General features: G+C 45.1%; 24 protein-coding genes. 5 read left to right on the top strand and 19 right to left on the bottom strand.

Going from position 1 to position 25081, the window contains the following annotated elements; genetic code table 11:
- Positions 1 to 55 precede the first annotated feature (55 nt).
- The 13 genes from KNQ14_RS09935 to KNQ14_RS09875 all read right to left on the bottom strand — a co-directional run bounded on the left by KNQ14_RS09935 (position 56) and on the right by KNQ14_RS09875 (position 12928).
- On the bottom strand, positions 56 to 529 hold the full coding sequence (locus KNQ14_RS09935; protein WP_214860916.1) for a competence protein ComK: 474 nt from the start codon (positions 527 to 529) through the stop codon (positions 56 to 58).
- Positions 530 to 639: 110 nt separating this feature from the next.
- A complete protein-coding gene (locus KNQ14_RS09930; RefSeq protein ID WP_214747429.1) occupies positions 640 to 2022 on the bottom strand; it encodes a HAMP domain-containing sensor histidine kinase in 1383 nt (460 codons plus the stop codon).
- The gene (locus tag KNQ14_RS09925) at positions 2019 to 2681 is read right to left on the bottom strand and encodes a response regulator transcription factor (protein ID WP_023467381.1); all 663 of its coding nucleotides are present in this window, start codon (positions 2679 to 2681) and stop codon (positions 2019 to 2021) included. Before KNQ14_RS09925 ends, KNQ14_RS09930 begins: the two co-directional genes overlap by 4 nt.
- Positions 2682 to 2815: 134 nt before the next feature.
- Complete coding sequence (locus KNQ14_RS09920) at positions 2816 to 2971, bottom strand: hypothetical protein (protein WP_174316041.1); 156 nt, start codon at positions 2969 to 2971, stop codon at positions 2816 to 2818.
- A gap of 96 nt (positions 2972 to 3067) precedes the next feature.
- Complete coding sequence (gene mgsA / locus KNQ14_RS09915) at positions 3068 to 3502, bottom strand: methylglyoxal synthase (protein ID WP_214747426.1); 435 nt, start codon at positions 3500 to 3502, stop codon at positions 3068 to 3070.
- Positions 3503 to 3568: 66 nt separating this feature from the next.
- Positions 3569 to 5116: a fatty acid--CoA ligase family protein gene (locus KNQ14_RS09910; protein WP_023467378.1), complete on the bottom strand. Its 1548-nt coding sequence runs from the start codon at positions 5114 to 5116 to the stop codon at positions 3569 to 3571.
- Between the two features lie 124 nt (positions 5117 to 5240).
- On the bottom strand, positions 5241 to 6128 hold the full coding sequence (locus KNQ14_RS09905) for an SDR family oxidoreductase (RefSeq protein ID WP_023467377.1): 888 nt from the start codon (positions 6126 to 6128) through the stop codon (positions 5241 to 5243).
- Positions 6129 to 6178: 50 nt separating this feature from the next.
- Positions 6179 to 7168: a lipoate--protein ligase gene (gene lplA, locus KNQ14_RS09900; RefSeq protein ID WP_214747424.1), complete on the bottom strand. Its 990-nt coding sequence runs from the start codon at positions 7166 to 7168 to the stop codon at positions 6179 to 6181.
- A gap of 39 nt (positions 7169 to 7207) precedes the next feature.
- Entirely contained in the window at positions 7208 to 7888 is a 681-nt protein-coding gene (locus KNQ14_RS09895; RefSeq protein WP_075641994.1) for a DsbA family oxidoreductase, read from the bottom strand.
- 145 nt (positions 7889 to 8033) lie between these two features.
- Positions 8034 to 9689: a glycerol-3-phosphate dehydrogenase/oxidase gene (locus KNQ14_RS09890; protein WP_023467373.1), complete on the bottom strand. Its 1656-nt coding sequence runs from the start codon at positions 9687 to 9689 to the stop codon at positions 8034 to 8036.
- A gap of 134 nt (positions 9690 to 9823) precedes the next feature.
- Positions 9824 to 11314 carry a glycerol kinase GlpK gene (glpK, locus tag KNQ14_RS09885; RefSeq protein WP_023467372.1) on the bottom strand — a complete coding sequence of 497 codons (1491 nt, stop codon included), beginning with the start codon at positions 11312 to 11314 and terminating at the stop codon, positions 9824 to 9826.
- 30 nt (positions 11315 to 11344) lie between these two features.
- Positions 11345 to 12169 carry an MIP/aquaporin family protein gene (locus tag KNQ14_RS09880; RefSeq protein WP_214860914.1) on the bottom strand — a complete coding sequence of 275 codons (825 nt, stop codon included), beginning with the start codon at positions 12167 to 12169 and terminating at the stop codon, positions 11345 to 11347.
- 195 nt (positions 12170 to 12364) lie between these two features.
- Complete coding sequence (locus KNQ14_RS09875) at positions 12365 to 12928, bottom strand: glycerol-3-phosphate responsive antiterminator (protein WP_023467370.1); 564 nt, start codon at positions 12926 to 12928, stop codon at positions 12365 to 12367.
- A gap of 137 nt (positions 12929 to 13065) precedes the next feature.
- Between KNQ14_RS09875 and KNQ14_RS09870 the strand changes: the two genes are divergently transcribed.
- Positions 13066 to 13740, top strand: a complete 675-nt coding sequence (locus KNQ14_RS09870; protein WP_371743347.1) for a YczE/YyaS/YitT family protein — start codon at positions 13066 to 13068, stop codon at positions 13738 to 13740.
- 59 nt (positions 13741 to 13799) lie between these two features.
- Here KNQ14_RS09870 and KNQ14_RS09865 read toward each other — a convergent pair whose 3' ends face one another.
- Positions 13800 to 14543, bottom strand: coding sequence for an ABC transporter permease (locus tag KNQ14_RS09865; RefSeq protein ID WP_214860912.1), 744 nt, complete (start codon positions 14541 to 14543; stop codon positions 13800 to 13802).
- Positions 14521 to 15438, bottom strand: a complete 918-nt coding sequence (locus KNQ14_RS09860; RefSeq protein ID WP_214860910.1) for an ABC transporter ATP-binding protein — start codon at positions 15436 to 15438, stop codon at positions 14521 to 14523. Before KNQ14_RS09860 ends, KNQ14_RS09865 begins: the two co-directional genes overlap by 23 nt.
- Before the next feature lie 153 nt (positions 15439 to 15591).
- Between KNQ14_RS09860 and KNQ14_RS09855 the strand changes: the two genes are divergently transcribed.
- The 3 genes from KNQ14_RS09855 to KNQ14_RS09845 all read left to right on the top strand — a co-directional run bounded on the left by KNQ14_RS09855 (position 15592) and on the right by KNQ14_RS09845 (position 19226).
- Positions 15592 to 16062 (top strand): GNAT family N-acetyltransferase, encoded by a 471-nt coding sequence (locus tag KNQ14_RS09855; protein ID WP_023467366.1) that lies wholly within the window; start codon positions 15592 to 15594, stop codon positions 16060 to 16062.
- A 25-nt stretch (positions 16063 to 16087) separates the two neighbouring features.
- Positions 16088 to 17671 carry a sensor domain-containing diguanylate cyclase gene (locus KNQ14_RS09850; protein ID WP_214860908.1) on the top strand — a complete coding sequence of 528 codons (1584 nt, stop codon included), beginning with the start codon at positions 16088 to 16090 and terminating at the stop codon, positions 17669 to 17671.
- Between the two features lie 88 nt (positions 17672 to 17759).
- Positions 17760 to 19226, top strand: a complete 1467-nt coding sequence (locus KNQ14_RS09845; protein ID WP_214747410.1) for a glycoside hydrolase family 32 protein — start codon at positions 17760 to 17762, stop codon at positions 19224 to 19226.
- Positions 19227 to 19273: 47 nt separating this feature from the next.
- Here the strand turns inward: KNQ14_RS09845 and KNQ14_RS09840 are convergent, their stop codons facing one another.
- Positions 19274 to 19771 (bottom strand): GNAT family N-acetyltransferase, encoded by a 498-nt coding sequence (locus KNQ14_RS09840; protein ID WP_035398466.1) that lies wholly within the window; start codon positions 19769 to 19771, stop codon positions 19274 to 19276.
- A 246-nt stretch (positions 19772 to 20017) separates the two neighbouring features.
- Between KNQ14_RS09840 and KNQ14_RS09835 the strand changes: the two genes are divergently transcribed.
- Positions 20018 to 22180 carry an ATP-dependent helicase gene (locus KNQ14_RS09835; RefSeq protein ID WP_214860906.1) on the top strand — a complete coding sequence of 721 codons (2163 nt, stop codon included), beginning with the start codon at positions 20018 to 20020 and terminating at the stop codon, positions 22178 to 22180.
- Positions 22181 to 22231: 51 nt separating this feature from the next.
- Here KNQ14_RS09835 and mscL read toward each other — a convergent pair whose 3' ends face one another.
- From mscL to cls, 3 genes are all read right to left on the bottom strand, one after another.
- Entirely contained in the window at positions 22232 to 22624 is a 393-nt protein-coding gene (mscL, locus tag KNQ14_RS09830; protein ID WP_214860904.1) for a large-conductance mechanosensitive channel protein MscL, read from the bottom strand.
- A gap of 12 nt (positions 22625 to 22636) precedes the next feature.
- Complete coding sequence (locus tag KNQ14_RS09825) at positions 22637 to 23518, bottom strand: Cof-type HAD-IIB family hydrolase (RefSeq protein WP_214747401.1); 882 nt, start codon at positions 23516 to 23518, stop codon at positions 22637 to 22639.
- Positions 23519 to 23593: 75 nt separating this feature from the next.
- Positions 23594 to 25045 carry a cardiolipin synthase gene (gene cls / locus KNQ14_RS09820; RefSeq protein WP_214747398.1) on the bottom strand — a complete coding sequence of 484 codons (1452 nt, stop codon included), beginning with the start codon at positions 25043 to 25045 and terminating at the stop codon, positions 23594 to 23596.
- Positions 25046 to 25081 lie beyond the last annotated feature (36 nt).

Below are 25081 nucleotides of genomic sequence, written 5' to 3'. Positions count from 1 at the left end.
TCTCTCTACTGTTTCTCCTTACGTAAGTAAGATTCCTGTTATGTGTTTCCACTTTTCACCGATTCTTAAACTCCAGCAACTGAAAACGACGTTGCATTTCATACGCCAATTCCAGTGTTTTAATCCGTTGTCGTTCGATGCTATACGCAGATGCATCCGTATCGATGCATTGACCCGTCTGAAATTCGACTTGTACTTTGCCGGATTTTTTCTGAACAGTCTTCATCTGTTTGAAATTAATCCAAATACATTCCGCCTTTTCTTTTGCGGTCGTCGGAAAGAAAATCGTTTGTGCTTGCCAATCCACTAAAACAGGGGTCTTTCGGTTCGGACCAAGAATATGCCGCGCTGCTTCGATTCTTCCACGCATGGACGAACCAAAATACAAACAGGATTCTTCAATCAACTTAATGGGATGACCATCTAAAATACTTTCAGAATGTTCCTTGATGACGAGTGTCTGCGGTTCACCGTATTGACCGTATCGCGGGATCAAGGCTAACGTTTCTTCCGTGATTGGGTATGACATCTCCTTCGCTCCCTTCCTGGATTATATTGGTTATATCAAACTTCCTTTTGCTTTGCATGAACGTAACGATTATTTCCTAATGAAAAAAACGAGATCCTAAGATCCCGTTTTTAAAATTCTTTTGGATTTTTTTCCTCTTGCTCAATGAAATGACGCGGAAAATTAAAAATCACACAAACTTTTCCGATTCCATTTCCCGCAGAACGATTCTCGATTGCAACTGTCCCGTCATGACGCTCGACGATCCGTTTGACGATATAGAGACCAAGCCCAAACTTCCCTTCCTTACCACGTGAGAATTGATGGAACAGTGGCGAGGAGGCGTCAAGCGGTGGTCCATCATTTTCGATTTCGATATGAACCTGATCCGCTGTTCCGGACAGGCGAATATCAATTCGTGTTTCGGCATAACGAATCGCATTGTCCATGACATTTTCGAGCGCAACACGTAACTGCTCTCCTTCACCAAGAACGATTCCTGCTTCTCCACTGACATGCCAGTCAAGTGACTTCGTTCCGGAAAAACGATTTTTCAACAGATGCACCATCCGGTCGATGTCAACATTGTCCCACGTCGAACGATCGAGCTCGAAATAGTCGAGCTTCGTGACATAGAGTAGAGCCGCGACTTTTTTCTCCAACCGCTCCGCTTCTTCATCAATGACGGATACGGATCCGGTCAAATCACCATCTGGATAGATCCCGTCTGAGATGGACTGGGCATAACTTCGGATGACCATGATCGGTGTTTTCAAATCATGGGAGATGTTTTGAAGTAATGATTTTTGTGCCTTATCTTGTTTTTCAAGATCCATCCGCATCGCATCAACGGATCGTGCGAGTCGTCCGATTTCATCCCCGCGATCAAGTGGAAGTGGTGTATCCCATTTCTGAGCCGCGATCTTCCCGACCGCTCCCTCGATTTCGACGAGTGGTTGTGTCAACCGTCGCGCTAACCAAAAGGCAATGAATAGCGTAAAGATACTTCCAATGATGACGACGAATCCGATTTTCGAGAATAACTGCGTAATCAGTTCTTGTCGATACGCATCCCAAACATAGGAGACACGATAGTACGTTTCACCACTATCCTCGATTTTTCGAATACTGTAGTATACATCTTCTTTATCAAGACGCGTTGTATACTTTGCCGTAATTGTTTTTTGATCAATCGCATCACGGTACATCTGATTGATCAGCTGTTGTGGTGCTCCACCGTAATAGAGCTTTCCGTTTTTAGAAAGGAGTAAGATATTAACAGAACGGGACTCCTGTTTTCGGCGGTCAAATTCAATCGGATTATCCTGAAGCATCTCGATGACGGAGGCGTCCTTCGAGAAGAAGACTTCGCTATTCTCAAGTGTCGCATAGACCTGTTCATCGATGAAATTTCCGATCGATGACCGAATGACCAGGAGAATGACCGCAGAAAGCGTGACGATGACGAGCAGAAACATCGCCCAAATCTGGAATCCGAGACTGCGGTTTTTCATGCAGACACCAAGCGATAACCGATCCCGTAAATCGTTTCGAGCTCGAGTTTCGATAATTTTTTACGGACGCGACGAACGAGATCATCTACGACTCGGTCCGAACCGAAATAATCGTCACCCCAGACGCTGACGAGAATCTGCTCGCGTGACATCGGCGTCCCGATTTGTGTGGCGAATAAAATCAACAAATCGTACTCTTTCGACGTCAAATCGATTTCTTGACCATTCTCTTCGATGATTCGTTTCTCTGGATAAATCATATAATCACCGTATTGGATGACACCACTCTTTGGTGTCGCATACGTTCGTGCCAAAATCTTTTTGACGCGGATGACGAGTTCTCGCGGAAGGAACGGTTTTGCGATGTAATCGTCTGATCCCATCTCAAGACCAATGATTTTATCGATGTCCTCATCCCGAGCCGAGATGAAGATGACAGGTGTCGTCTCATCATGTGCCTTGATCCGTTTAATCAATTGAAAACCATCCATATCCGGTAGCATGATGTCTAAAATCCATAAGTCAGGCTTTTCAACGATGGCAGAGGCCGCTGCCTCACCAGACGTAAATGATTTCACTTGCCATCCTTCTTGCTCCAAATATTTCACGAGTACACGGTTCAAGTTCACTTCATCATCAACTAAATAGATTGTATGCATGGCTCTCACTCCTCGACTAATGTGCTTTGTTTCAGTGTATCAAAGGAATTCCGCAAAATTATGGGAGAGTGGATAATAATTCAAAAAAACCTTTCTTTTCAAAAGAAAAGAAAGGCGAAGTCATAAATTTTCTATTATTTGACGAGACGGAGCGCTGGATACGCTACTTGCTCGTTCTTTGAAGTCACAGGTGTTACCTGTTGACGACGTTCCATTTTTACGACGTGCGTTAAAAATCCAACGCCGCCTCCTAGCAATACCGTTACACCCGTCATTAATAGAATCTCCATTTTCTTCGCCACCTTTTCCATCGCAATTGATAATCAGTATCATCCTCAAACTGACTATATCACGCTCAAACGAAAATGAGAAGCGTTCTCATGAAATTAATCGTCTAAAAACTTTTGTTGTTCCAGTTCATGGCGTTTTCGAATGATTTCCTTCCAATCGAATTGTCCTTGTTCGAGGCCATTGATTAAAATTTCAGCAGTTCCGACATTCGTCGCAAGCGGCAAATCGTATACGTCACATAATCGAATGAGTGCCGAGACGTCCGGCTCATGCGGTTGGGCCGTCAGTGGATCCCGTAAAAAAATCACGATATCGATTTTTCCTTGTGCTACCATCGCTCCGATTTCCTGATCTCCGCCAAGCGGACCTGACTTACAGCGATGGACGTGCAGATCGGTTGCTTCCATGATCCGTTGTCCGGTTGTTCCTGTCGCGTATAATGTATTTTTCTTAAAGAATGCGGCGTAAGCCCGTGTAAAGCCCATCATCTCATCCTTTTTCTCATCATGTGCAATCAAAGCGATATTCATTCGTATCCCCTCCTTCTTGTCTATGCACAGAAAAAGAACTTCAGAAACCTGAAGTTCTTGAGACACTCATGAATTCGTCGGTTGTTTCTTCAACACGGTCCGTAAAATCTTCCCGGTCGTATTACGAGGTAATTGATCGATGAACTCAATCTGTGTCGGACATTTATATTTCGCGAGTGATGTAGCACAGAACGCCTGCGTTTCCTCTTCCGTCATCGTCTCACGAGCAACAACGAATGCTTTGACAGCTTCGCCCATCTCCTCATCCGGTATGCCGATGACGGCGGCTTCAATGACGTTCGGATGCTGATAGAGGACTTCTTCGACTTCACGCGGGTAGACGTTGTACCCACCGACGATGATCATATCTTTTTTGCGATCGACGATATAGAAATACCCGTCTTCATCTCGACGAGCCAAATCACCCGTATATAACCAGCCATCGCGTAACGTCGCTTGCGACTCTTCCGGCATCTTGTAATAACCGGTCATGACGTTTGGTCCCCGAACGATCAATTCTCCGACTTGACCATCTGGTAATTCTTGTCCGAGTTCATCGACGACTTTGTTTTCGACATCGACGATCGATGTTCCAATCGAGCCTGGTTTTTGAACACCATTGACCGGATTGAAACAAGTGACGGGTGATGCTTCCGATAAACCATATCCTTCGAGGATATGACATTGGAATGTTCGATCAAATGCTTCAAGGAGCGGCACTGGAAGACTCGCTCCTCCTGAGACGAACAAACGTGTTGATTCAAAATAGGTCGCATATTCCGGATGAGCCTTCACGGTTTGAAGTAAGAAATTATACATCGTCGGTACACCCGCAAAAATCGTCACCTGTTCTTTTTTCGCTAACTCAAACGTCTCTTGTGGTGAAAAACGTGAAGCAATGATGATTGACGCTCCATGTGCGAGTGACGCATTGACGACGACCGTCAAACAAAAGACATGGAACATCGGTAATACGGCAAGTGTCCGGTCGTTACTGGATACATGTAGATAATCCCCAATCGAGCGCGCATTCGACGTCAGATTACGGTGGGATAACATCGCACCTTTTGGTTTTCCTGTCGTTCCACTCGTATAGAGAATGACAGCGATGTCGTCCAGTTCATTCGTCACTTCGGTCAAGGGATGTTCGATTTCGAGCCAGCGATCGAGCGTGATGAACGTCACTTGTTGATGTGTTTCGTTTGGTCCTTCTTGATCCGCGTAAGGAACAGAGACGACAATCTTAAGATTCGGTAAATGCACGAGACGATCTTTTGCAGCTTCGACGAGCGGTGCAATCCCTAAAATCCCCTTCACATCACCGTTCATCAGGATATACCCGATTTCATCCGGTGTGTATGTAGGGTTGATCGGAATCGCGATTGCCCCTTGTTTCATGATGGCGTAATATGCCACTAGGAATGCTGGGCTATTCCCTAAAATCAGCGCGACATGATCGCCTTTTCGGATCCCGTTCGCTTCAAGCGCACCGGCTGCCCGGTGAAACTTCTCGACAAACTCACGATAGCTGACTTGCGTGTCCTCAAACACATACGCCGTTGAATCCGGATGTGTTCGAGCAGTTTCTTCGACGGATTGAATCAATCCAAGCATGAGCAAAATTCCCCTTTCGAATGAATGACTATTCATTTTTTACGTAAAAAAAATCCATACGTAGTCAAAAGCGACCGTATGGATAGTGTAACACTTTTTGGAAACGTTTTCACAGAGTTTCTTTTTAACCGTTGACGATGACGCCACCGTTTAAGTGAAGGACTTGTCCTGTCATATAACTTGAATCGTTACACGCGAGGAAAACATATGCTGATGCCATCTCAGCCGGCTGCCCTGGGCGATCCATCGGTGTATTTTTCCCGAATGTCTTGACTGATTCATGCGGGAACGTTTCCGTGATGAGCGGCGTCCAGATCGGACCCGGTGCGACAGCATTGACACGAATGCCTTCCTTCGCTAAGTTCATCGAAAGACTTCGTGTGAAGCTGACGATTGCACCCTTCGTCGCAGAATAGTCAATCAAAAGCGCGTTTCCTTCGTATGCCGTCGACGATGTCGTATTGATGATGGCAGAACCGAGTGAAAGGTGCGGGAGCGCGGCACGGGCAAGACGCATCATTCCGAAGATATTCGTCTTGAACGTCTTTTCCATCGACTCGTCTGTGATGTCCTTCAGACTATCTTCTGGTTTTTGCATACTCGCATTGTTGACGATGATATCTAAGCGACCGAAACGATCGATTGTTTTTTGGACGAGTGTTTCACAGTAATCTGCATCTCCGATATCCCCTTTAGAAAGTAGGACTTCGCCGCCTAATTCCTCAAGTCGTGCTTTTGTTTCTTCCGCTCCTTCTTGATCACCGTAGAAGGCGATGACGACTTTTGCTCCTTCACGGACATAAGCAATTGAGACAGCACGCCCGATTCCAGAGTTGCCGCCCGTGACGATTGCGACTTTTCCTTCTAATTTTCCTGCTGCCTTATAATCATCACGCTCATAATATGGTAACGGCTGTTCATCCTCCGTTTTTGGTAATCCTTCTGAAATCCGTTCAAAATCAATAAAGTCCGTCAACGAACCTTCTAAAAAATTATCTTTATTATAGCCCATGAAAAAAACTCCCCCTATACAGTTGATAGAAGGAGTTTTCCCATAAAGACTTACGCTAAAACGTCTAGCACTTCATCTAGTTCGACAGCGCCGAAGTATTTTTTCAATTCGTACCGACCGAGCACTTCGCGAAGAGACGCGCGATCATAGCGTGAACCTTCGAGCGCCCGCGCAATTTCTTCTGCATCCTTGACACCAAAGAAGTCGCCATAAATCTTCGCTTCTTCAATGATGCCTTTTTTGACGTTCAGCCGGAAATCAATCGTACCGATCGGGAAGCGTTTTTTATGAATGACATCAAATTTCGGCGATTTTCCGAAATTCCACTCCCAGTTGCCATAACGTTCTGCTGAGATGGCACGTACTTTATCCCAGTCCTCTTCGGTTAAGATATACCGTTCAATCTCTTTTCCTTCATAGATCGAAGCAAGGAGATGATCGACGAATTGTTCCATCGTCAACGGTTCTGACAGGAATTCCGAGATATTCGCGACACGACTTCGGACCGATTTAATGCCTTTAGAGCGCATCTTTTCTTCACTGACGACAAGCGCATTGACGACTTCTTCGATGTTCGAATCAAGCATCAGCGTACCGTGACTAAACATTCGTCCTTTCGTCGTGAACTGGGCATTCCCACTGATTTTCCGACTTCCGACATGAATATCGTTTCGTCCGGATAGCTCCGCTTCGACACCGAGTTTATGCAGCGCTTGTACGACTGGCTCCGTGAACTTTTTATAGTTGTTGAACGAATCACCGTCATCTTTTGTCAAGAAACTGAAGTTCAAGTTTCCTTCGTCATGATACACAGCGCCACCACCTGAAAGACGACGGACGACGTGGATCCCGTTTTCCTCGACATACTTCAAATTGACTTCTTCGTTCGTGTTCTGGTTTTTTCCGACGATGATCGATGGACCGTTGATATAAAACAAGAAATAGTCTTCTTCATTGACGTTCAGGTTGTTCAAGATGAATTCTTCGACAGCGAGATTGATTCGCGCATCGCGAATCTCAGGATGGAAGATGAATTTCATAAGGGTTTCGTGCTCCTTTGTGATGGAATCATAATGTGATCAGTTACAGCCGTCAACACCACACGCATCACCTTCAGCGATGACTTCAAGTGTTTGTTCTTGGCGGATCTTCGCGAAGACTTGTTCGAATGCTTCCACTGGTTGTGCGCCTGAAATCGCATATTTCCGGTCGAAGACGAAGAACGGTACACCACGAACTCCGAGTTGTTGTGCCATCGCTTCTTCTTCTCGAACATCTGTCGCCAGTTCTTCTGACGCAAGAAACGCTGTGACGTCTGCTTCAGCAAGTCCAGCATCTACTGCGATCCGTGTCAGAATGGCTGGGTCATTCAAATCTTCTCCATTCATGAAATACGCTGTAAACAAGGCTTCTGATACTGCATTCATCTTACCATGTTTTTTAGCGAATTGAGTCAGACGATGAGCCTCGAATGTATTGGCTGGGATGACACGATCCATCTCGTAGTACAAACCTTCCTGACGTGCCGTATCAACGACACCTTGCGACATATTCCGTGCTTGCTCGAGAGTCGTTCCATATTTTGACGCAAGAATTTCGTATAAGCCTTGTGTCGGTACTGCTGGTGCATCTGGATCGAGTTCAAAGCTCTTGAATTCGACCTCGACATCTAACTTTTCGTTCGCAATCGCTTGTTCTAAGCGACGCTTCCCAATATAACAAAACGGACATGCGTAATCCGACCATACTTCTACTTTCATCTGTGTTCTCTCCTTTTGTGTAATTTCATACATTAAGCATAGTCGCCTCTAGACAGAGTTGCAATCTTTCCGCCCGCGCCAATACGAATATGCAAAAAAGGAATCAAGATCATATTGATCTTGATTCCTTGATGAGTTAGAGAGCTTATTCTGTCACGAGTGCATGTGCTGCATCTTCGATTTCGATATCGAGTTCTTTCGTATAAGCATCTGTTTGTTCTGCTGTCCAGTTCAAGACAGATTTCATTTCTTCGATGACGGCATCTTTGTGCGCACGAGCCCAAGCGATGTCGAAGAAGACAGCACCTGTACGGCGGATGAAGAAGTCGATTGGACGAGCGACCATTTCATGTTCGATGCTGTAGTGGAGTTGTGCATAGACAGAACGTGGAAGAGCTGTCGTTGCTGCATCGAATGCTGCTGCATATTCCAGTACTTTCGGTAAGTTCGAACCGTAGCGTTTTGCTAGGAATTGAACTTCTTCTGTCGTTAGACCGTTCGTTGCTGTTTGAGCTTTTAAGAATTCAGCAAATCCTTTTGCTCCGCCGACGTGTCCACCAGACATTGGCATGTTTTTCGTCGAACAACGCGCATACGCGACGTTCTCTTCTTTTTTCAAAAGTTTAGCGACGAGATCAACGACGTGCTCACCCATTTTACGGTATCCAGTCAATTTCCCACCCGCAATCGTGATGAGACCTGACTCAGACTGCCATACTTCATCTTTACGAGAGATTTCAGAAGGGTCTTTTCCTTCTTCATAAATCAATGGACGTACACCAGCCCAGCTTGATTCAACGTCTTCTGCTGTCACTTTAACCTCTGGGAACATATAGTGAATCGCGTCTAAGACGTAGTCTTGGTCTTCGACTGTGAACTTCGGATGTGCAGTATCTTTATCGAAGAACGTATCTGTCGTACCAACGTATGCTTTTCCATCACGTGGAATCGCGAAGATCATCCGACCGTCTGGTGTATCGAAATAGACCGCTTGTTTAAGTGGGAATTTCGATTGATCGATGACGACATGGACACCTTTTGTCAAACGAAGTTGTTTCCCGACTTTAGAGCCATCTTTTTCACGTAATTCATCAACCCATGGACCTGTCGCGTTGACGACTTTTTTCGCACGAATTTCATGTACGTCACCTGTCAAGAGGTCTGTCACACGCATGCCGACGACTTTTCCAGCATCGTAGATGATTTCTTCCGCTTTTGTATAGTTGACGACGCGTGCACCGTGTTCAACCGCTTCTTTCATGACTTCGATTGTTAGACGGGCGTCATCTGTACGGTACTCAACGTAATAACCGCCACCTTTGAGACCTTGTTGTTTGACGAGTGGTTCTTTCGCTAATGTTTCTTTCGCAGATAACATCGTACGCCATTCCGAACGTTTAACACCTGCTAAGAAGTCATAAACACGAAGACCGATTGACGTACTGAACGGTCCGAACGTACCGCCTTTGTGCATCGGAAGCAACATCCACTCTGGTGTCGTGACGTGTGGTCCGTTTTCGTAAACGATCGCACGTTCTTTACCGACTTCCGCGACCATTTGAACTTCGAATTGTTTTAAATAACGTAGACCACCATGGACTAATTTCGTTGAACGACTAGACGTACCGGACGCGAAATCCTGCATTTCGACGAGGCCAATCTTCATACCGCGTGACGCTGCATCGAGGGCAATCCCCGCACCTGTGATACCGCCACCTACGACGAGTAGATCGAGTTCTTCACGTGTTAATCGATTATAGACATCTGCACGGTTTTTGCTTGAGAATGGTTGGTTAGCCATGAATAGTTCCTCCTGTTTAGGTTCGAAAAAAAAAGAGACCACAACAAACACGCTGACTATGTCAACTGCTGCTGTGGTCTCTCCATATTCTCCGACCGATTTATTAACTTGACCTTACTATAACATACGTCACATCATTTGAACAACATAGTAGCTTGAACAGCTTTTTGCCATCCACCGTAGAGCGCATCCGTCTCTTCTTTTGCCATGCTCGGCTCGAAGCGACGTTCTTTTTTCCATTGCGTCGCAATTTGTTCACGGTTCTCAAAGAATCCAACAGCAAGACCTGCGAGGTACGCTGCACCTAATGCCGTCGTTTCATTGATTTCCGGACGCTCAACTGGTGCTTGGATGATATCACCTTGGAACTGCATCAAGAAGTCGTTTTTAACTGCTCCACCATCAACACGGAGCGTTTTCATCTCGATGCCTGAATCTTGCTCCATCGCAGATAGGACGTCGCGTGTCTGATAAGCGAGTGATTCAAGTGTCGCGCGGATGAAGTGTTCTTTTTCCGTACCACGTGTCAAACCGAAGACGGCACCACGAACGTCTGAATCCCAGTAAGGTGTACCAAGACCAACGAATGCTGGTACGACGTAGACACCGTCTGAAGACGTGACGCGTGTTGCGTATCCTTCTGATTCTTTGGCATCATCAATGAGACGTAATCCGTCACGTAACCATTGAATCGCAGATCCTGCGACGAAGATACTTCCTTCTAAAGCATACTCCACTTTTCCATCGACGCCCCACGCGATCGTCGTCAGCAATCCGTGATCTGATTTAACAGCCTCTTCCCCTGTGTTCATCAACATGAAGCAGCCTGTACCGTATGTGTTCTTCGCCATTCCTGTATCAAAACACGCTTGACCAAACAATGCGGCTTGCTGATCGCCCGCTGCTCCAGCAATCGGAACTGATTCTCCGAAGAAGTGATACCCTGCTGTCTCTGCGTACACTTCAGAAGATGGTCGTACTTCTGGAAGCATCGCTTTCGGGACATCTAAGATGTCGAGTAACTCGTCATCCCATTTTAATTCATGAATGTTATACATCAACGTACGACTTGCATTCGAATAGTCGGTCACATGTGCTTTTCCGCCGGATAATTTCCAGATGAGCCACGTATCGATCGTACCGAACAATAGTTCACCACGTTCAGCACGTTCCCGTGCTCCTTCGACATGATCTAAAATCCATTTGACTTTCGTACCAGAGAAATAAGCGTCAATCAATAGACCTGTCTTCTCACGGAAGAGCTCGGCATGACCGGCTGCTCGAAGCGCTTCACAGATTTCAGCCGTTTGTCTCGATTGCCACACGACTGCATTGTGAATCGGTTTCCCTGTTTCTTTTTCCCAGACGACAGCTGTTTCACGTTGGTTCGTGATTCCAATACCAGCAATCTGCGACGGCTTTACGTTCGCCTCCGTCAGACAAGTCGCCACGACAGCAAGGACACTTCCCCAAATCTCGTTTGCGTTGTGTTCGACCCAACCTGGTTTCGGAAAATACTGCGTGAATTCCTGTTGTGCTGAATGGACGATCTCGCCGGCACGATTAAACAGGATCGCACGTGTACTCGTCGTTCCCTGATCCAATGACAAAATGTAGTTCTCCATCTCTTCCCCATCCTTTTGTATCTAAATAAGTTAAGCTGACTTTGACTCCACTGACGTTGTTTTGTTCGGACGAACACCGAATCTATAGCATAAGCCTAATATGACGATTGTCACAAGTCCTACAATCCAAAAAGCCGGTGTATCTTTCCCTGTGAAGACCGAACGATAAAACAATCCGCCAAGACTTCCACCGAGAACTGGTCCGAGAACCGGAATCCAAGAGTATCCCCAGTTCGATGATCCTTTTCCATGAATCGGTAGGATGAAGTGGGCGATACGTGGACCAAGGTCCCGCGCCGGATTCATCGCATATCCTGTCGTTCCTCCGAATGACATACCGAGGCTGACGATCAAGAAACCGACGATCAATGGATTTAGACCATCTGAGAACTTATTTGCTCCGATTGATAACAACCCAATGACAAGCAAGAATGTCGCGATCATTTCACTCATTAGATTGGCAAATGTATGTGGAATCGCTGGTGACGTCGCAAAGACGCCGAGTTTCGTTACTGGGTCTTTCGTCTCCGCCCAGTGTGGTAAGTAATGGACGAAAACAAGACTTGCACCAAGTATCCCGCCGGCAATTTGAGCGACGATATAGCCTGGTACGTCTGCCCATGCAAATGAACCGTCAAAGGCTAAACCAAGCGTTACTGCTGGGTTAAGGTGTGCTCCACTGAATTGACCGACGGCATACGCTGCAATCGCCACGGCAAAACCCCATGCAAACGTGATGACAATCCAACCTGCATCCTTCGCAAACGATTTCGTCAAACTAACGCCTGCACCAACACCGTTCCCAAGCGCGACAAGCAAAGCTGTGCCTAAAAATTCCGCTAAAATGGGTGACATATGTGTTCCTCCTTTTGGTTATGTGAAAAAAGCAACATAAAAAGGAGATCCACGTCAGTTCATACTTGAATGTTCTTCAAGCAGGACTCACACGTGAATCTCCCTTTTCTCCGTCACTTTGTATCAACTTGATATCACTATAACAATCAGTGAAAACGCTGTCAAATAATCCGAATGATTTTCCTCACAATCAACTTAAGAGCGTGGTTCAAAATGACGCCACAAGTCCTTATTCGATGTAGTGATACTTGAGGCACCTGCTTCAATCGCTTGTTCCACTTCCTCGACCGTATCGATGAGTCCACCGGCGAATACGAGACGCCCTGTCTTTTCTTTCACTTCTTGAATATACTTTGGCATTAACCCTGGTAACACTTCGATGTAATCAGGTTGCGTCCGTTCCATGAGTTGATAACTTTTTTCGAGTGAACTGGAATCAAGTAAGAACATGCGTTGCATCGTCTTGACCTTTTTTTGACGTGCTTTCAAGATGACGCTCGCCTTCGTCGAAATGACACCATACGGCTTCAATTCTTGGCAGACGTATTCTGTGGCATATTCATCATTTTTTAACCCTTGAACGAGATCCATGTGCAAAAACATTTTTTTGTCGTAACGATGCGCCATCTCATAGACCGCTTTTAAACGCGATACATGCATTTCGAGTAATACCCCATATTCATATGGACTCTTCAACATCTTTTCAAAGTCTTCTAATTTTCTAACGGAAGGCAGGATCTTCTGTCCAAAATATGTCATATGTTCTCCCCCTGATTCGTAATGTGTCCTAAGTATGTCGTGAAACATAAGGAATAGGCAATGCTCTTTTCATGAAAATAAGTGAAAAGAGCGCTACGATTAGGGTATAGCTTAACGAAACGATTTCTTTTCAGGAGGTGAACGCGCAGTCCTACCGTCTGTGCACGTCAATGAGTCAGCAAAAACGGATTGTCATCTATTTATTCTCTATTTTAATTAACGCCTTAGGAAACAGCTTCATGGTGACCGCCTCGATCGGGAGTGCACCTTGGACATCAGCGAGTGAAGCCGTTGCGGCCATCTCCCCTTTAACTGTCGGACTAGCGATCATCGTCTTACATGTGCTCGCTTTGATTGCGGCACTCTCTCTTGGGAGTCGATTTAGTTGGTGGACGATCGTCCTCAGTTTCGCACTCGTCGTTCTGTTCGGCGCTGCGATTGATTTCTTCTTATCGATCCATCAATTGATTTATACACCACAGGGACTTTGGATGCGCGTTGTGTACATGTTGATCGGCATGCCATTGATTTCACTTGGACTCGCTCTCTATCTACAAATCGGATTCGTATTGATGCCACCGGATTACTTGATGAAGTCACTGATCAGTCGCTTTAAAAGTACCTCGCTCGGGGCAACGATCAGCCTCGGCATTCCTTTTTTGATTGCTTGTCTCTTTTCACTGATTGAACGCGAACTGATCGGCATCGGAGTCGGAACTTTCATTTTTCTCTTATTGAACGGTCCACTGATCGAATGGTTTCAGCGATTGTTCCCGATTACAGCACGTCCACCTAAACGGACAAGTTCTTGAATACTGTAAAAGAGCTGCTATTGATAGACAAATTCATCTATCAATAGCAGCTCTTTCATTTACGTATATGATTTTCTTTGGAAGACAAGAATCGATGCACCTAACAAGACGATGATATGAGCCAATACGAACAAGGCGGAGAACGTCAAAGTTGTTCCCATCGCTTCACTCGTACCATAGGTCATAGAATCCTTGAAATACATTGACCAGTCTAAATGCATGAATACGATCCACTTAGCGATTGCTGGTTTGAAACCAACCAGTAAGTTACCCGCAATGCTCGTAAAGAACTGTGCTAGTACGGTGAAGCCGATAATCATTCCAACAGAACGGAACAACAATGAGAAGAATAACGTCATGAATATTGTAAAAATCGGACTGACAACTTCGACGATCGTATCGCGGAACAGAATTGGATCTCCTGCCTCTGAAAACGCAAATGAGCCTGCGTAGACGATCGCAGCGATGAACACGAATTGGAACAACATGATCAAGATCGAAAAGATAAGTTTCGAGAAATAAATCGTCATTCGGGAATACGGACTCATTAATAAGTGTTTCATCGTGTCATAACGTACTTCATTCCCGATGGCTTCTGCCGTGAAGACAATCGTGATGATTCCTAATAGAGATGTCAGTAAAAGGAACGTTGATGAATAATAATCATAACGTGTGAACTCAAAATCATTCGTCTTTGCAACGATGATAATACCAACTGCAATAACGATATATAGTGCTAAAACGATTTTCGCTTTTTTAGTCGTCCACCATTTCATCCATTCATTTTGTATGAGCGAAAGCATGTGAATCCCCCTCTTTTTTCGTTACTTGCAGGAATTGTTCCTCAAGCGTCAAACGTTTAACGGTCAGTTCATGTAAATCGGCAATCGGCACGACGAGTCGAGCGATAGCTGGACATTCACTTTCCGGTGCGGTGATAATGATTTTATTCTCGAGTACTTCTGATGGGTAGTTCGCGACGCGAAGGGCATCGAGTACCTCTATCATCGCTTCTGCATTGACACGAAGAGCGATTTTCGCTCCAGTTTCATTACGAACGGACTCGACCGACTTGATGACACCCTGATCGATGATCGCATAACGATCACTGATTTGTTCCATCTCACTCAACATATGGCTTGAAATTAAAATCGCGATATCTTGCTCACGCGCCATTTGGCGTAAATATTCACGAAGCTCTGCAATTCCGGATGGATCCAGACCATTCGTCGGTTCATCTAAAATCAAGACGCGCGGGTTATGTAGCAAGGCACGAGCAATTCCGAGTCGTTGCTTCATTCCGAGTGAGTACTCTCCGACTTTTTTTGAAAGCTTTCCTTCAAGACCAACGAGTCGTGCTAGTGCATCATAATCCACTTGACCGAGTCCCGGAATGAGATTTTTTGCATGAACTAAGTTTTGTTTTCCTGTCAGATAAGGATAAAACGCTGGATTTTCAACGATTGCTCCGATTTGCGTCAGCGCTTTCGAACGCTCTTCTACGACATCAAATCCATTGACTGTGACTTTCCCTGCATCCTGCTCGAGTAGTCCCGTGATGATCCGAATCGTCGTCGTCTTCCCTGCTCCATTCGGTCCGAGGAAGCCGAACACTTCTCCTGGGGATACCTCAAAACTGACGTCTTTTAAAATTTGCTCTTTTCCGAGACGCTTTGAGATATTTTCAATCTTTAACATCTGCTCTTCCTCCTCATTCATATTTTGTCTATGCTATTAGTGTACGTGATTTTAAAGGATAAGTTTCATTTCTTACAAATATGTAATCTGATTCCAATTAAAAAGGCGTAACAACAGAAATTTTATATTAAAAATAAAGAATGGAGTCGCTAGATGATTCGCTTTGAACAAGTAACACATGATCACTTTCCGATCATCCAATCGTTGTACGCGAGCGTTCCTGCATATGCGCTCTTAGAAGAACGAGTGCTTCCGCTCTCTGATTCGACCTTACAGGAAGAGTTTTTAAATCCCGATACCGTATCGCTGATTGGGTATGTAGACGGAGAACCCGTCTTACTGATTGATTACCTACCGAAGCATCCAAAAGACGGTACACCTTGGATCGGTCTATTTTTACTGGATGCTTCTCAGCACGGTACGGGAACTAGCAGTCGGTTACTATCTGCTTTTTGTGATCAGTTTCTAAGTCAGGAACCTCACATTCATCTCGCGGTCTTACCCGATAATTTAAGAGCCCGTCGTTTTTGGGAAAAACACGAATTTCGATATGTACGAACGAGTATCTCGAACCGCGAACAACAGGTAGACGTCTACGTGTATGATGTAAGTAAAAAAAAATGAAAACGCATGAATGGAGTATCGCACAATGTTCAGACTCTCACTTCGCTTTGATGTTTTGTTAGCGGGATTGATTTCCCTGCTATTTTTTAGCATGACGCTCGGATTAACTTTTTTCATTAGTCAACATGCAACAAACCGACTCCAATCGGAAGTCGGGATGAATCTGTCAACGACTGCTCACCAACTGTCTGATAAGCTTGATCATTACATGTGGTCACGTTATGCCGAAGTAAAATTGCTGGGTTCTTTATCAACGATTCAACAAACAGAACAAAAAGCAGAAACACGGCAGACACTCGAAGAGTTACAACGACAGATTCCTGACTTTTCTTGGATTGGTCGCTTAGATGCGAAAGGCAAAGTCGTTGCGTCAACGAATCAGATTCTTGAAGGAACATCGATCAAGGAACGCCCCGTCTTCCAACAAGCCTTATCACAACCATTCATCGGGGATGTCCATGAAGCTGTTCTACTCGCAAAATTATTGCCAAACCCAAGCGGTGAACCGTTACAATTCGTCGATATTAGTACACCTTTGTACGATAAGGGGCGATTTTCTGGTGTCCTTGCGACACATCTCAGCTTCGAATGGGCAAAAGCAATCGAACAAAGTTTTCAGAGCGCCACGTCCTCTCTCCAACAAGTCGATGTCTTCATCATTAGTCAAGATCGAAAGACGATTTTGCTTGGACCGAACGGATGGAGCGGTAAAACATTACCTGATAGCGTAACGCTGACTTCGAATGCTTCTGCGACCGCTTCTTTGCAAGGGAAAGAATTCGTCTCTGGTCAAAGTACAAGCCGAGGTTACAAGGATTACGATGGATTAGGTTGGACGGTTCTCGTGCGTCAACCGACTTCGATTGCCTTCGCTGATGCCGACGCTTTACGTCAAACGATTTTTATCGCCGGATTGATTGCCTCTTTCATCACAGCCTTACTCGGATGGATGTTAGCGAAGTTATTGACACGACCATTATTAAAAATCACGCATGCCGCACAGCAAATGCAGGATGATCCCTCAAAATCACTCCCGAATCATCGTGGAATCCGAGAAATCGAGACACTGACGGATGCCTTACAACGACTGATTCATCGCTTGCTACATACCGAACAAGAGAAATTAACGTTTGAACGCTTGTCACAACGCGATAGCCTGACGGGTCTCGCGAACCGCAACGGTCTCGCTCAATACATCGAACAATTGCCTGCAGAAACGCATTCTATCTATCTTTGCCTTGATTTAGACGGCTTTAAAGCAGTCAATGATACGTATGGTCACGCGCTAGGTGATCTCCTGCTGATCGAGGTCAGTCAACGTCTCGAACAGTTGCTTCCACCTGGTGGATTCGTAGCTCGTCTGGGCGGCGATGAGTTCATCATCGTCTTGACGACTCAATCCTTAACAGAAGCACGATACTTAGGTGAACAATGGATCGCTCACGTCTCGATGCCGTATCACTTAGAAGAACAAACCGTCCACATCGGTATGAGTATCGGAGTCGCCGAACAGGTGACAGGAGAATCACTCGAACAAGTCATGCATCGCGCTGATTTAGCGCTCTATCGTTCGAAGCAAAATGGCAGAGGATGTATGTCCGTTCATTGACCATTCAGGACGGAGGATTGACAAGCGCAGCTCTCCTCCGTAAGGTGAACGAGAGAAGCGTATAATTTTTCAACGAGGAGCTGTCAACATGAATCAATGGACACGTGAAGCACGATACCGTCCCCTCTCGGATGTCGATCCGAGCGTCTACCAAGCGATGAAGGAAGAAGTTCGAACATCTCCTTGGCGATTTTCTTACCATATTCAACCTCCGACCGGACTTTTGAATGATCCGAACGGCTTCGTCTATCATGACGGTCTCTATCATTTGTTTTATCAATGGTTTCCACTCGGACCCGTACACGGGCTGAAGTACTGGTATCACATGACATCAAAAGATCTTGTACATTGGTTCGATGAAGGAGCTGCCTTGATCCCAAATAACGATCCTGATTCACACGGTGCTTATTCCGGTAGTGGCTTCATTAAAGATGATCAAGTGCACATCATGTACACCGGTAATAAACGGGATGCGGATTGGAATCGCCATACGAGCCAAATCGTCGGTCATCTCCGCTCGGATGGACGAATCGAAAAACATTTACCACCTGCTATTCCAAACGTTCCTGAAGGATATACGGAACATTTCCGTGATCCGAAAGTCTTCCAAGATGCATCGGGCATTTGGTACTGCATCATTGGTGCACAGCGTAGTGACTTGACGGGTTGTACTGTCATCTATCAGTCTCAAGATGCAGAGCACTGGACATTCCTCGGTGAGTTACAGACGAATTACTCGACATTCGGTTATATGTGGGAATGTCCTGATTATTTCGAGCTGGATGGAAAAGGGATCCTCCTCTTTAGCCCTCAAGGGATTGAACCAGATGGTCCGAACTATCAAAATATTTTCCAGTCCGGTTATTTCATCGGCGAACCGTTAGCTTTACCCGACTTAACATTCACACACGAATCGTTCCAAGAACTCGATTTCGGATTTGACTTCTACGCGCCACAAACAACTGAGGCGGCAGATGGTCGACGGATTCTTGTTGGTTGGATGGGGTTACCGGATATCAGTTATCCTTCTGACATCTATAACTGGGCACATGCTTTAACATTGCCTCGTGAATTAACGATCGAACAGGGACAACTTCGTCAACGACCTGTCAATGAACTGACACAGCTACGAAAAGAGACGCTGTTTGACGAAACTATTCTTTTCGAACAAGACGTGACAATTGCGGAAGCCGAGATTTTCGAGCTCGTGATGACAGACTTGAAACTGTCGTCGGACTCGTTCCGCTTCTCGATTCGTCAAGACGCCACAGAAGAAACCGTATTCCATTACGATGCTGTATCACGTCAATTTACTATCGATCGAAGCCGATCAGGTGCAGAAGTACCTGCTGAATCATTCGGCACTTCGCGATCGACGATTCTTGCGAAGGACTTGCATACATTACGTCTGTTCGTGGATCGTTCTTCGTTTGAACTTTTTCTAAATGACGGAGAAGCCGTTGCATCTGGACGGATTTTCCCGAAAACATCCAGTCGAGGTATTGTCTTCTCTGGTGAAGCAGGTGCGCATTTATCACTCTACGATTTATCTTAAATAAAAAAGCATTTTCCTGAATAGAATCAGGAAAATGCTTTTTTGCTTCAATGCTTCAATCGTGATTCTTTTTCTAGATCAAATGCAAGGATGTGCTGCTCCCCAATTGGACCCATGACGGACTGTAACGTATCAACGTATCCCGTTTTGAAATACAGTGATTTTGCAGCAATATTCTTTTTATTGACCGCTAGTGTGATCGCTGTGACTTCTGGAAAATGATGATGCACGAACTCTGGCAACTGCATCATTGCCTCTTTCGCATATCCTTGGTGCTGATGGCGTGCATCAATGGAAAAGGCACGTAATAGGACACTTTGTTCATGTGTTCGATGTGTTTTAGGGGGATTAAGATGAAGAATAAAAAATCCGACGACTAAATCGTCTTTTTTGATGACAACCGGGAATTTATCTGGATGGGCAACCGCATCTGTGACGACATCCGTCGGAAAAGAAGTAAACTGGACTTGTTCTTCCGGAAGAATGAACGCATCACATTGTTCATAATGTTCATTCGTATACATGTGTAATTTCACTACAGACATTCTCATTCCGCCTTCCCTCTTTGTACAGGACAAGAGAGTACTCTCTTACATCTATTCCCATTTTAATATTTTTGTATCCATTTGCCTAGTCTTTTAGGGTACTCGTCTTACATAACATCCAATAGGCTCTTGTCTCTTTATTCCACGGTTCTTCTTTCCGTAATCCAATCCTGACACTAAAAATGATACACTAGGGAAAGTTCGATTATTGGACGAGAAATAAATACGCTCGAGGTGAACTGTATCATGCATGAAGATTTTTTCGAACAGATGGAGCGATTGACCGGCATTCAACTGAATCCTGTCCAACAACAGGCAATCGAACATGACCATGGTCCGTTGCTGTTACTCGCCTCACCCGGCTCTGGAAAAACAACGACGCTTAATTTTAAGATTGCCTATTTGATTTTACAAAAAAAGATCGAACCACATCGTATTTTAGGGCTGACCTTCAGTAAGGCAGCAGCTCGCGAGATGGCGGATCGTTTTTATCATCTATTTCACGAATTAATTGGAACGACAGCGGCATTCTCGACGATTCATAGCTTTGCTTTTCAAGTCGTTCGGGATCATACATCCCAGCAACGTCTCTCCTATACGATCATTGAGGGACCAATGGATCAACAACATCCGAATGCGCCACATAAACGCATGTTACTCCGGCGTATTTTCCAGGAAATTAATCGGAGTGTCATTACCGACGACCAGATGGATGAGTTATTACGAATGATTTCCTTCGTCAAGAACCGTCTTCTTTCTTTAAAGGAAATCAAGGCAGTACCGACGACGATCAAACATTTCCCTGATATCTATGTCGCGTATGAACAATTCAAGTCGCGTGATCCCTTACATCCGTTACTCGACTTTGATGATATGTTGACGTATGCGAATACGATTTTGGAGCAAGACCGTCGTCTGTTGCAACATTATCAGCGTCGCTTTGACTATATCCTAACGGATGAGAGCCAGGATACGTCACTCGTTCAACATCAATTGGTCGAAAAGTTAGCCTTACCGCATAACCGACTTTGTGTCGTTGCAGACGATGATCAGACGCTATACAGCTGGCGTGGCGCGGACGCTTCTAAAATTTTGCACTTCAAAGATACGTATCCGAATGCGACGATTCTTTACATGGAACAAAATTATCGTTCGTCTCAAGACATCGTATCCGTCGCGAACCAATTCATTCAGCGCAATAAAGCACGCTATCCGAAACAGATGTTCACGGAGAACGCTGCTGTTCGTCCGATCATCTTAGAGACGTTACCAACTTACGAGGATCAGACCCGCTATCTGTTGAATCAACTACGGACAGAGACGAATTACCGCGAAGTGGCCATCTTATATCGCAACAATGCTTCTTCGATCAACGTCATGAATGCGTTGGATCAAGCAAATATTCCGTTTTATATTAAGGATGTCGATCATAAATTCTTCAGTCATTGGATTTTGAAGGATATCTTAAACTTCATGACATTCGCACAAGATCCGACAGATATCGATGTGTTAGCAACTATTCATACGAAATTCGCCGGGTACATTTCAAAAGCGCAACTTTCTCAATTGCAACAGTTCGGTACGGGTGAATCTGTATTTGATCTACTCATAAACAAAATCGAGATGAAGTTTTATCAAAAGAAACAACTTCAACAAATGAAGCGCACGTTCGCTTCCATTCAGACCGTTCGACCGTCTGCTGCCCTCTCATTGATTCGTCATGAACTGGGCTACGAAAAGAATTTGCGGAAAATGAGTGAGAGTCTCGGTTTTAGTCTCGATCACCTGCTTGAGACATTAAATACGATCGATAACATCGCAAGTGATGTACCGACGTTACTCGCCTTTCGTGAGCGGATCGCGCATCTCGAACAGTTGATGCGTGATGCGAAACAAAACAAAAATCAAAATGCGGTCACCCTTTCGACCTTTCACAGTGCAAAGGGGCTTGAATTTGATCGCGTCTTTATGATTGATCTCGTTGCTGGTATTCTTCCATCGGCTGACACGATCAAGGCGTACAAGAATGGACAACTCGATGATATGGAAGAAGCAGCACGCTTGTTTTATGTCGGGATGACACGAGCGCGACACGAACTGCATCTCCTGTCTTATCGTTTTAAATCGAAATCGTTCGATGTCTCACCATTCGTCGAAGACGTTCATCGTCTTGTTACACCGGATTCCGCAAAACGAAAAATAGAACGCCAACGTCCTGCCATTGCAGCGCGAGCTAAAGTTCCTCCACTTCCGATCACTGAGAACATGCGTGTCTCGCATACAGCATTTGGTCCCGGAACCGTCTTGCACCTGGTTGACGATGTGCTAGAAATTTCATTTGATCAAGGAATGAAAAAACAGCTTTCGTTACAAGTCTGCTCCGAAAATGCATTACTCGAAATTTTATGAGCCAAAAAAGCCTGTTTCACATAAATATGTGAGACAGGCTTTTGGTATATATCAGTTTTTAGGTGATGACTCATTTTGACGAATCAAGGCATCTCTGATTTCTGTCAATAGTTTTTCTTCTGTCGTTGGTACCGCTTCTTCTTCGACGACTTCTTCCTTCTTCCGGAATGAAGTGATTCCTTTGACAAAGATAAACAGTGCAAAGGCGATCAACAAGAACTCGATACTCGCTTGAAGAAATTGACCGTACTGCAACTCTGCATTTCCGACCATGACCGATAATCCTTTGACATCAATGCCCCCGATGATGATACCGATCAGTGGCATAAAGACGCTGTCGACGAGGGATTTGATGATCCCACTAAACGCAGCACCCAGAATAACCCCGACCGCTAAATCGATCACATTGCCTCGAAAAGCAAACTCCTTAAATGCCTTAAACATGAAACGTCCCCCTTACCAAGCACGGGACGCCAGTTGCTGAATCGCATATCCGACGCCGTGCTCATCGTTTATTTTCGTCACATGATGCGCAATCGCTTTTGCTTCATCATGACCATTCCCCATCGCGATCGCCTTTCCAGCAACCTTAAACATGGGAAGATCGTTCAGATTATCACCGATGACAGCGACTTGTTCGATCGGCACACCAAGGTGGTCCGCGAGGATTTTAACTGCCGTTCCTTTATCGGCACCGACTGCCATGACTTCGATGTTATCGTGTCCTGACGACGTGACATAGACACCCTCGACTTTCTGCTCGATTTCCTGCCAGATTGTTTTCATCAATTCTTGATCAAATGAGAACGAAATGAACTTGAATACTTTTCCCGCTTGATTACGAATGTATGACCGGAATCCATCAATCATCTTGACGTCTTCGTGGACATAATAGCGATCGTGGAAGAAATCAAGCACTTGTTTTGCCCGATCACTTTCTTCACTTAATTCTTTTAACGAATCGTAGGCTGCATCAATCGTCGCTCCTTGCGCTGTCACGAGTCCTTGATCACAGAACATCTCGAAGAAGACTTCGTACTGGCTAATGATGCCGTAAATTTGCTGTGCTTGTTCTGTCGTCAGAGTCGTCGCACTCAACTCTTCTCCATCGACGGTCATCACACGTGCCCCGTTTGAAGCAATGATTGGACAGTGGATTCCTGCGGCATCCGTCAATTCTTTAGCATTTAAGTAATTACGTCCTGTTGCAATTGCAAACTCGACACCTTGTTCGCGTGCTGCTTCAATTGCCTGAATCGTCTCCGGCTCTATTCGTTGTTTGCCCGAAAGAACGGTACCATCCATGTCTGATACGAGTAATTTGATTGGATTTGCCATCGTCTTCACTCTCCTCTTTTTCTATTTCCATACTACTATACCATTTTTCACATTTTGACTGGTCGTAAACACGGTTTACAAAATCGGTGACAACAAACGCGAAATACTTTCCTTGAATTTGATCATTCTTGAACGCGCAACATACGACTCGACCGTCATGAGCTTTGATACCTCACAATCGGCTAAGAAGAGCCGTTCTAGTTCAATCGCTACTGCCTGGTCATAGACGATTGTATTCATTTCGAAGTTTAAACGAAAACTTCGCGCATCGATATTCGTTGTTCCGACCGAAGCAATTTCTCCATCGACGACGATTGTCTTCGCATGCAAAAATCCAGGTTCATACGTGTAGATTTTAGCTCCGTAAGATAGCAGTTCCCCTACAGCAGCAGTCGTTGCCCAGTAAACGAATGGATGGTCCGGTTTGTTCGGAATCATGATGCGTACTTCCACTCCGGATAAGAGGGCTGCCTTACATGCATCTAAATAACTCGTGTCTGGAATGAAATAAGGCGATTGGATATAAATCGTCCGTTTTGCTTCGTTGATCATTTTAATCAAGGCAAGCTTCAAATACTCTGAACGAGAATCCGGACCCGATGTGACGATTTGCATCGGTAATATATCCTGAATCCTATGCGTTCCATAGTAAAACAAAGATTTTTCCGTATAGACGTCACTTGCTTGGTTCCAGTCGAGAATAAAGCGATCGAGTTGATCGTGAACGACGTCACCTTCCAAGCGAAAATGTGTATCCCGCCAGTAGCCGAACTTTTCATCGATACCGAGATATTCCGTACCAACGTTGAACCCACCAATGTAGCCGATTCGACCGTCGATGATACAGGATTTACGGTGATTGCGGTTGTTCAATCGAAAATTAACGAATCCAATCGTCGACGGGAAAAAGGCAAACACTTCTCCCCCGTGTGCGAGTAAATCCTTGAAATCCGTCCGTTTGAGACTACGTGATCCGACAGCATCATACAATAGACGGACTTTGATCCCACGACGGGCACAATCGGTCAATGTATCGATCAACGCTAACCCGAGGCGATCTTTCTGAATGATGTAATATTGGATATTCACTTCATGCTCAGCCTGGCGGATATCTTGAATCATCCGATTGAACTTCTGCTCGCCATCCGAAAGAATCTGTAGTTGATTCGAGAGACTGAGTAACGAACCGTTCGACATCAGGTTCATCCGAATCATATCCCGGTGTTTTTGAATCATCGGGTGCCGTCCCATCGTTACAAGTTCTTTTTTCTGTAAGGCGATCCGTCTATCCTGTTCCAGTTGTTCTTCATCCGTGACACGATAAAAATTCGTTTTTTTCAACAGTCTTCCGAAAAACAGATAGACGAGAAACCCAACTAGCGGAACGAAATACAAGATGAATACCCATGCCCACGTCGCACCAATATCGCGTCGCTCGAGAAAAATAACCGTCAGGACAGCCAAGATATTCATGATAAGCAATCCGTAGACGATGATGATCGTGAACGTACTCCATACTTCCACCATACGATTCCCTCCCGCTTCAACGGTATTCTTCGATTT

The organism is Exiguobacterium sp. s161 (assembly GCF_018619045.1).
Lineage (GTDB): Bacteria > Bacillota > Bacilli > Exiguobacteriales > Exiguobacteriaceae > Exiguobacterium_A > Exiguobacterium_A indicum.
The sequence above is the reverse complement of the archived record's forward strand: the minus strand, read 5'-3'. Positions and strand labels throughout refer to the sequence as shown.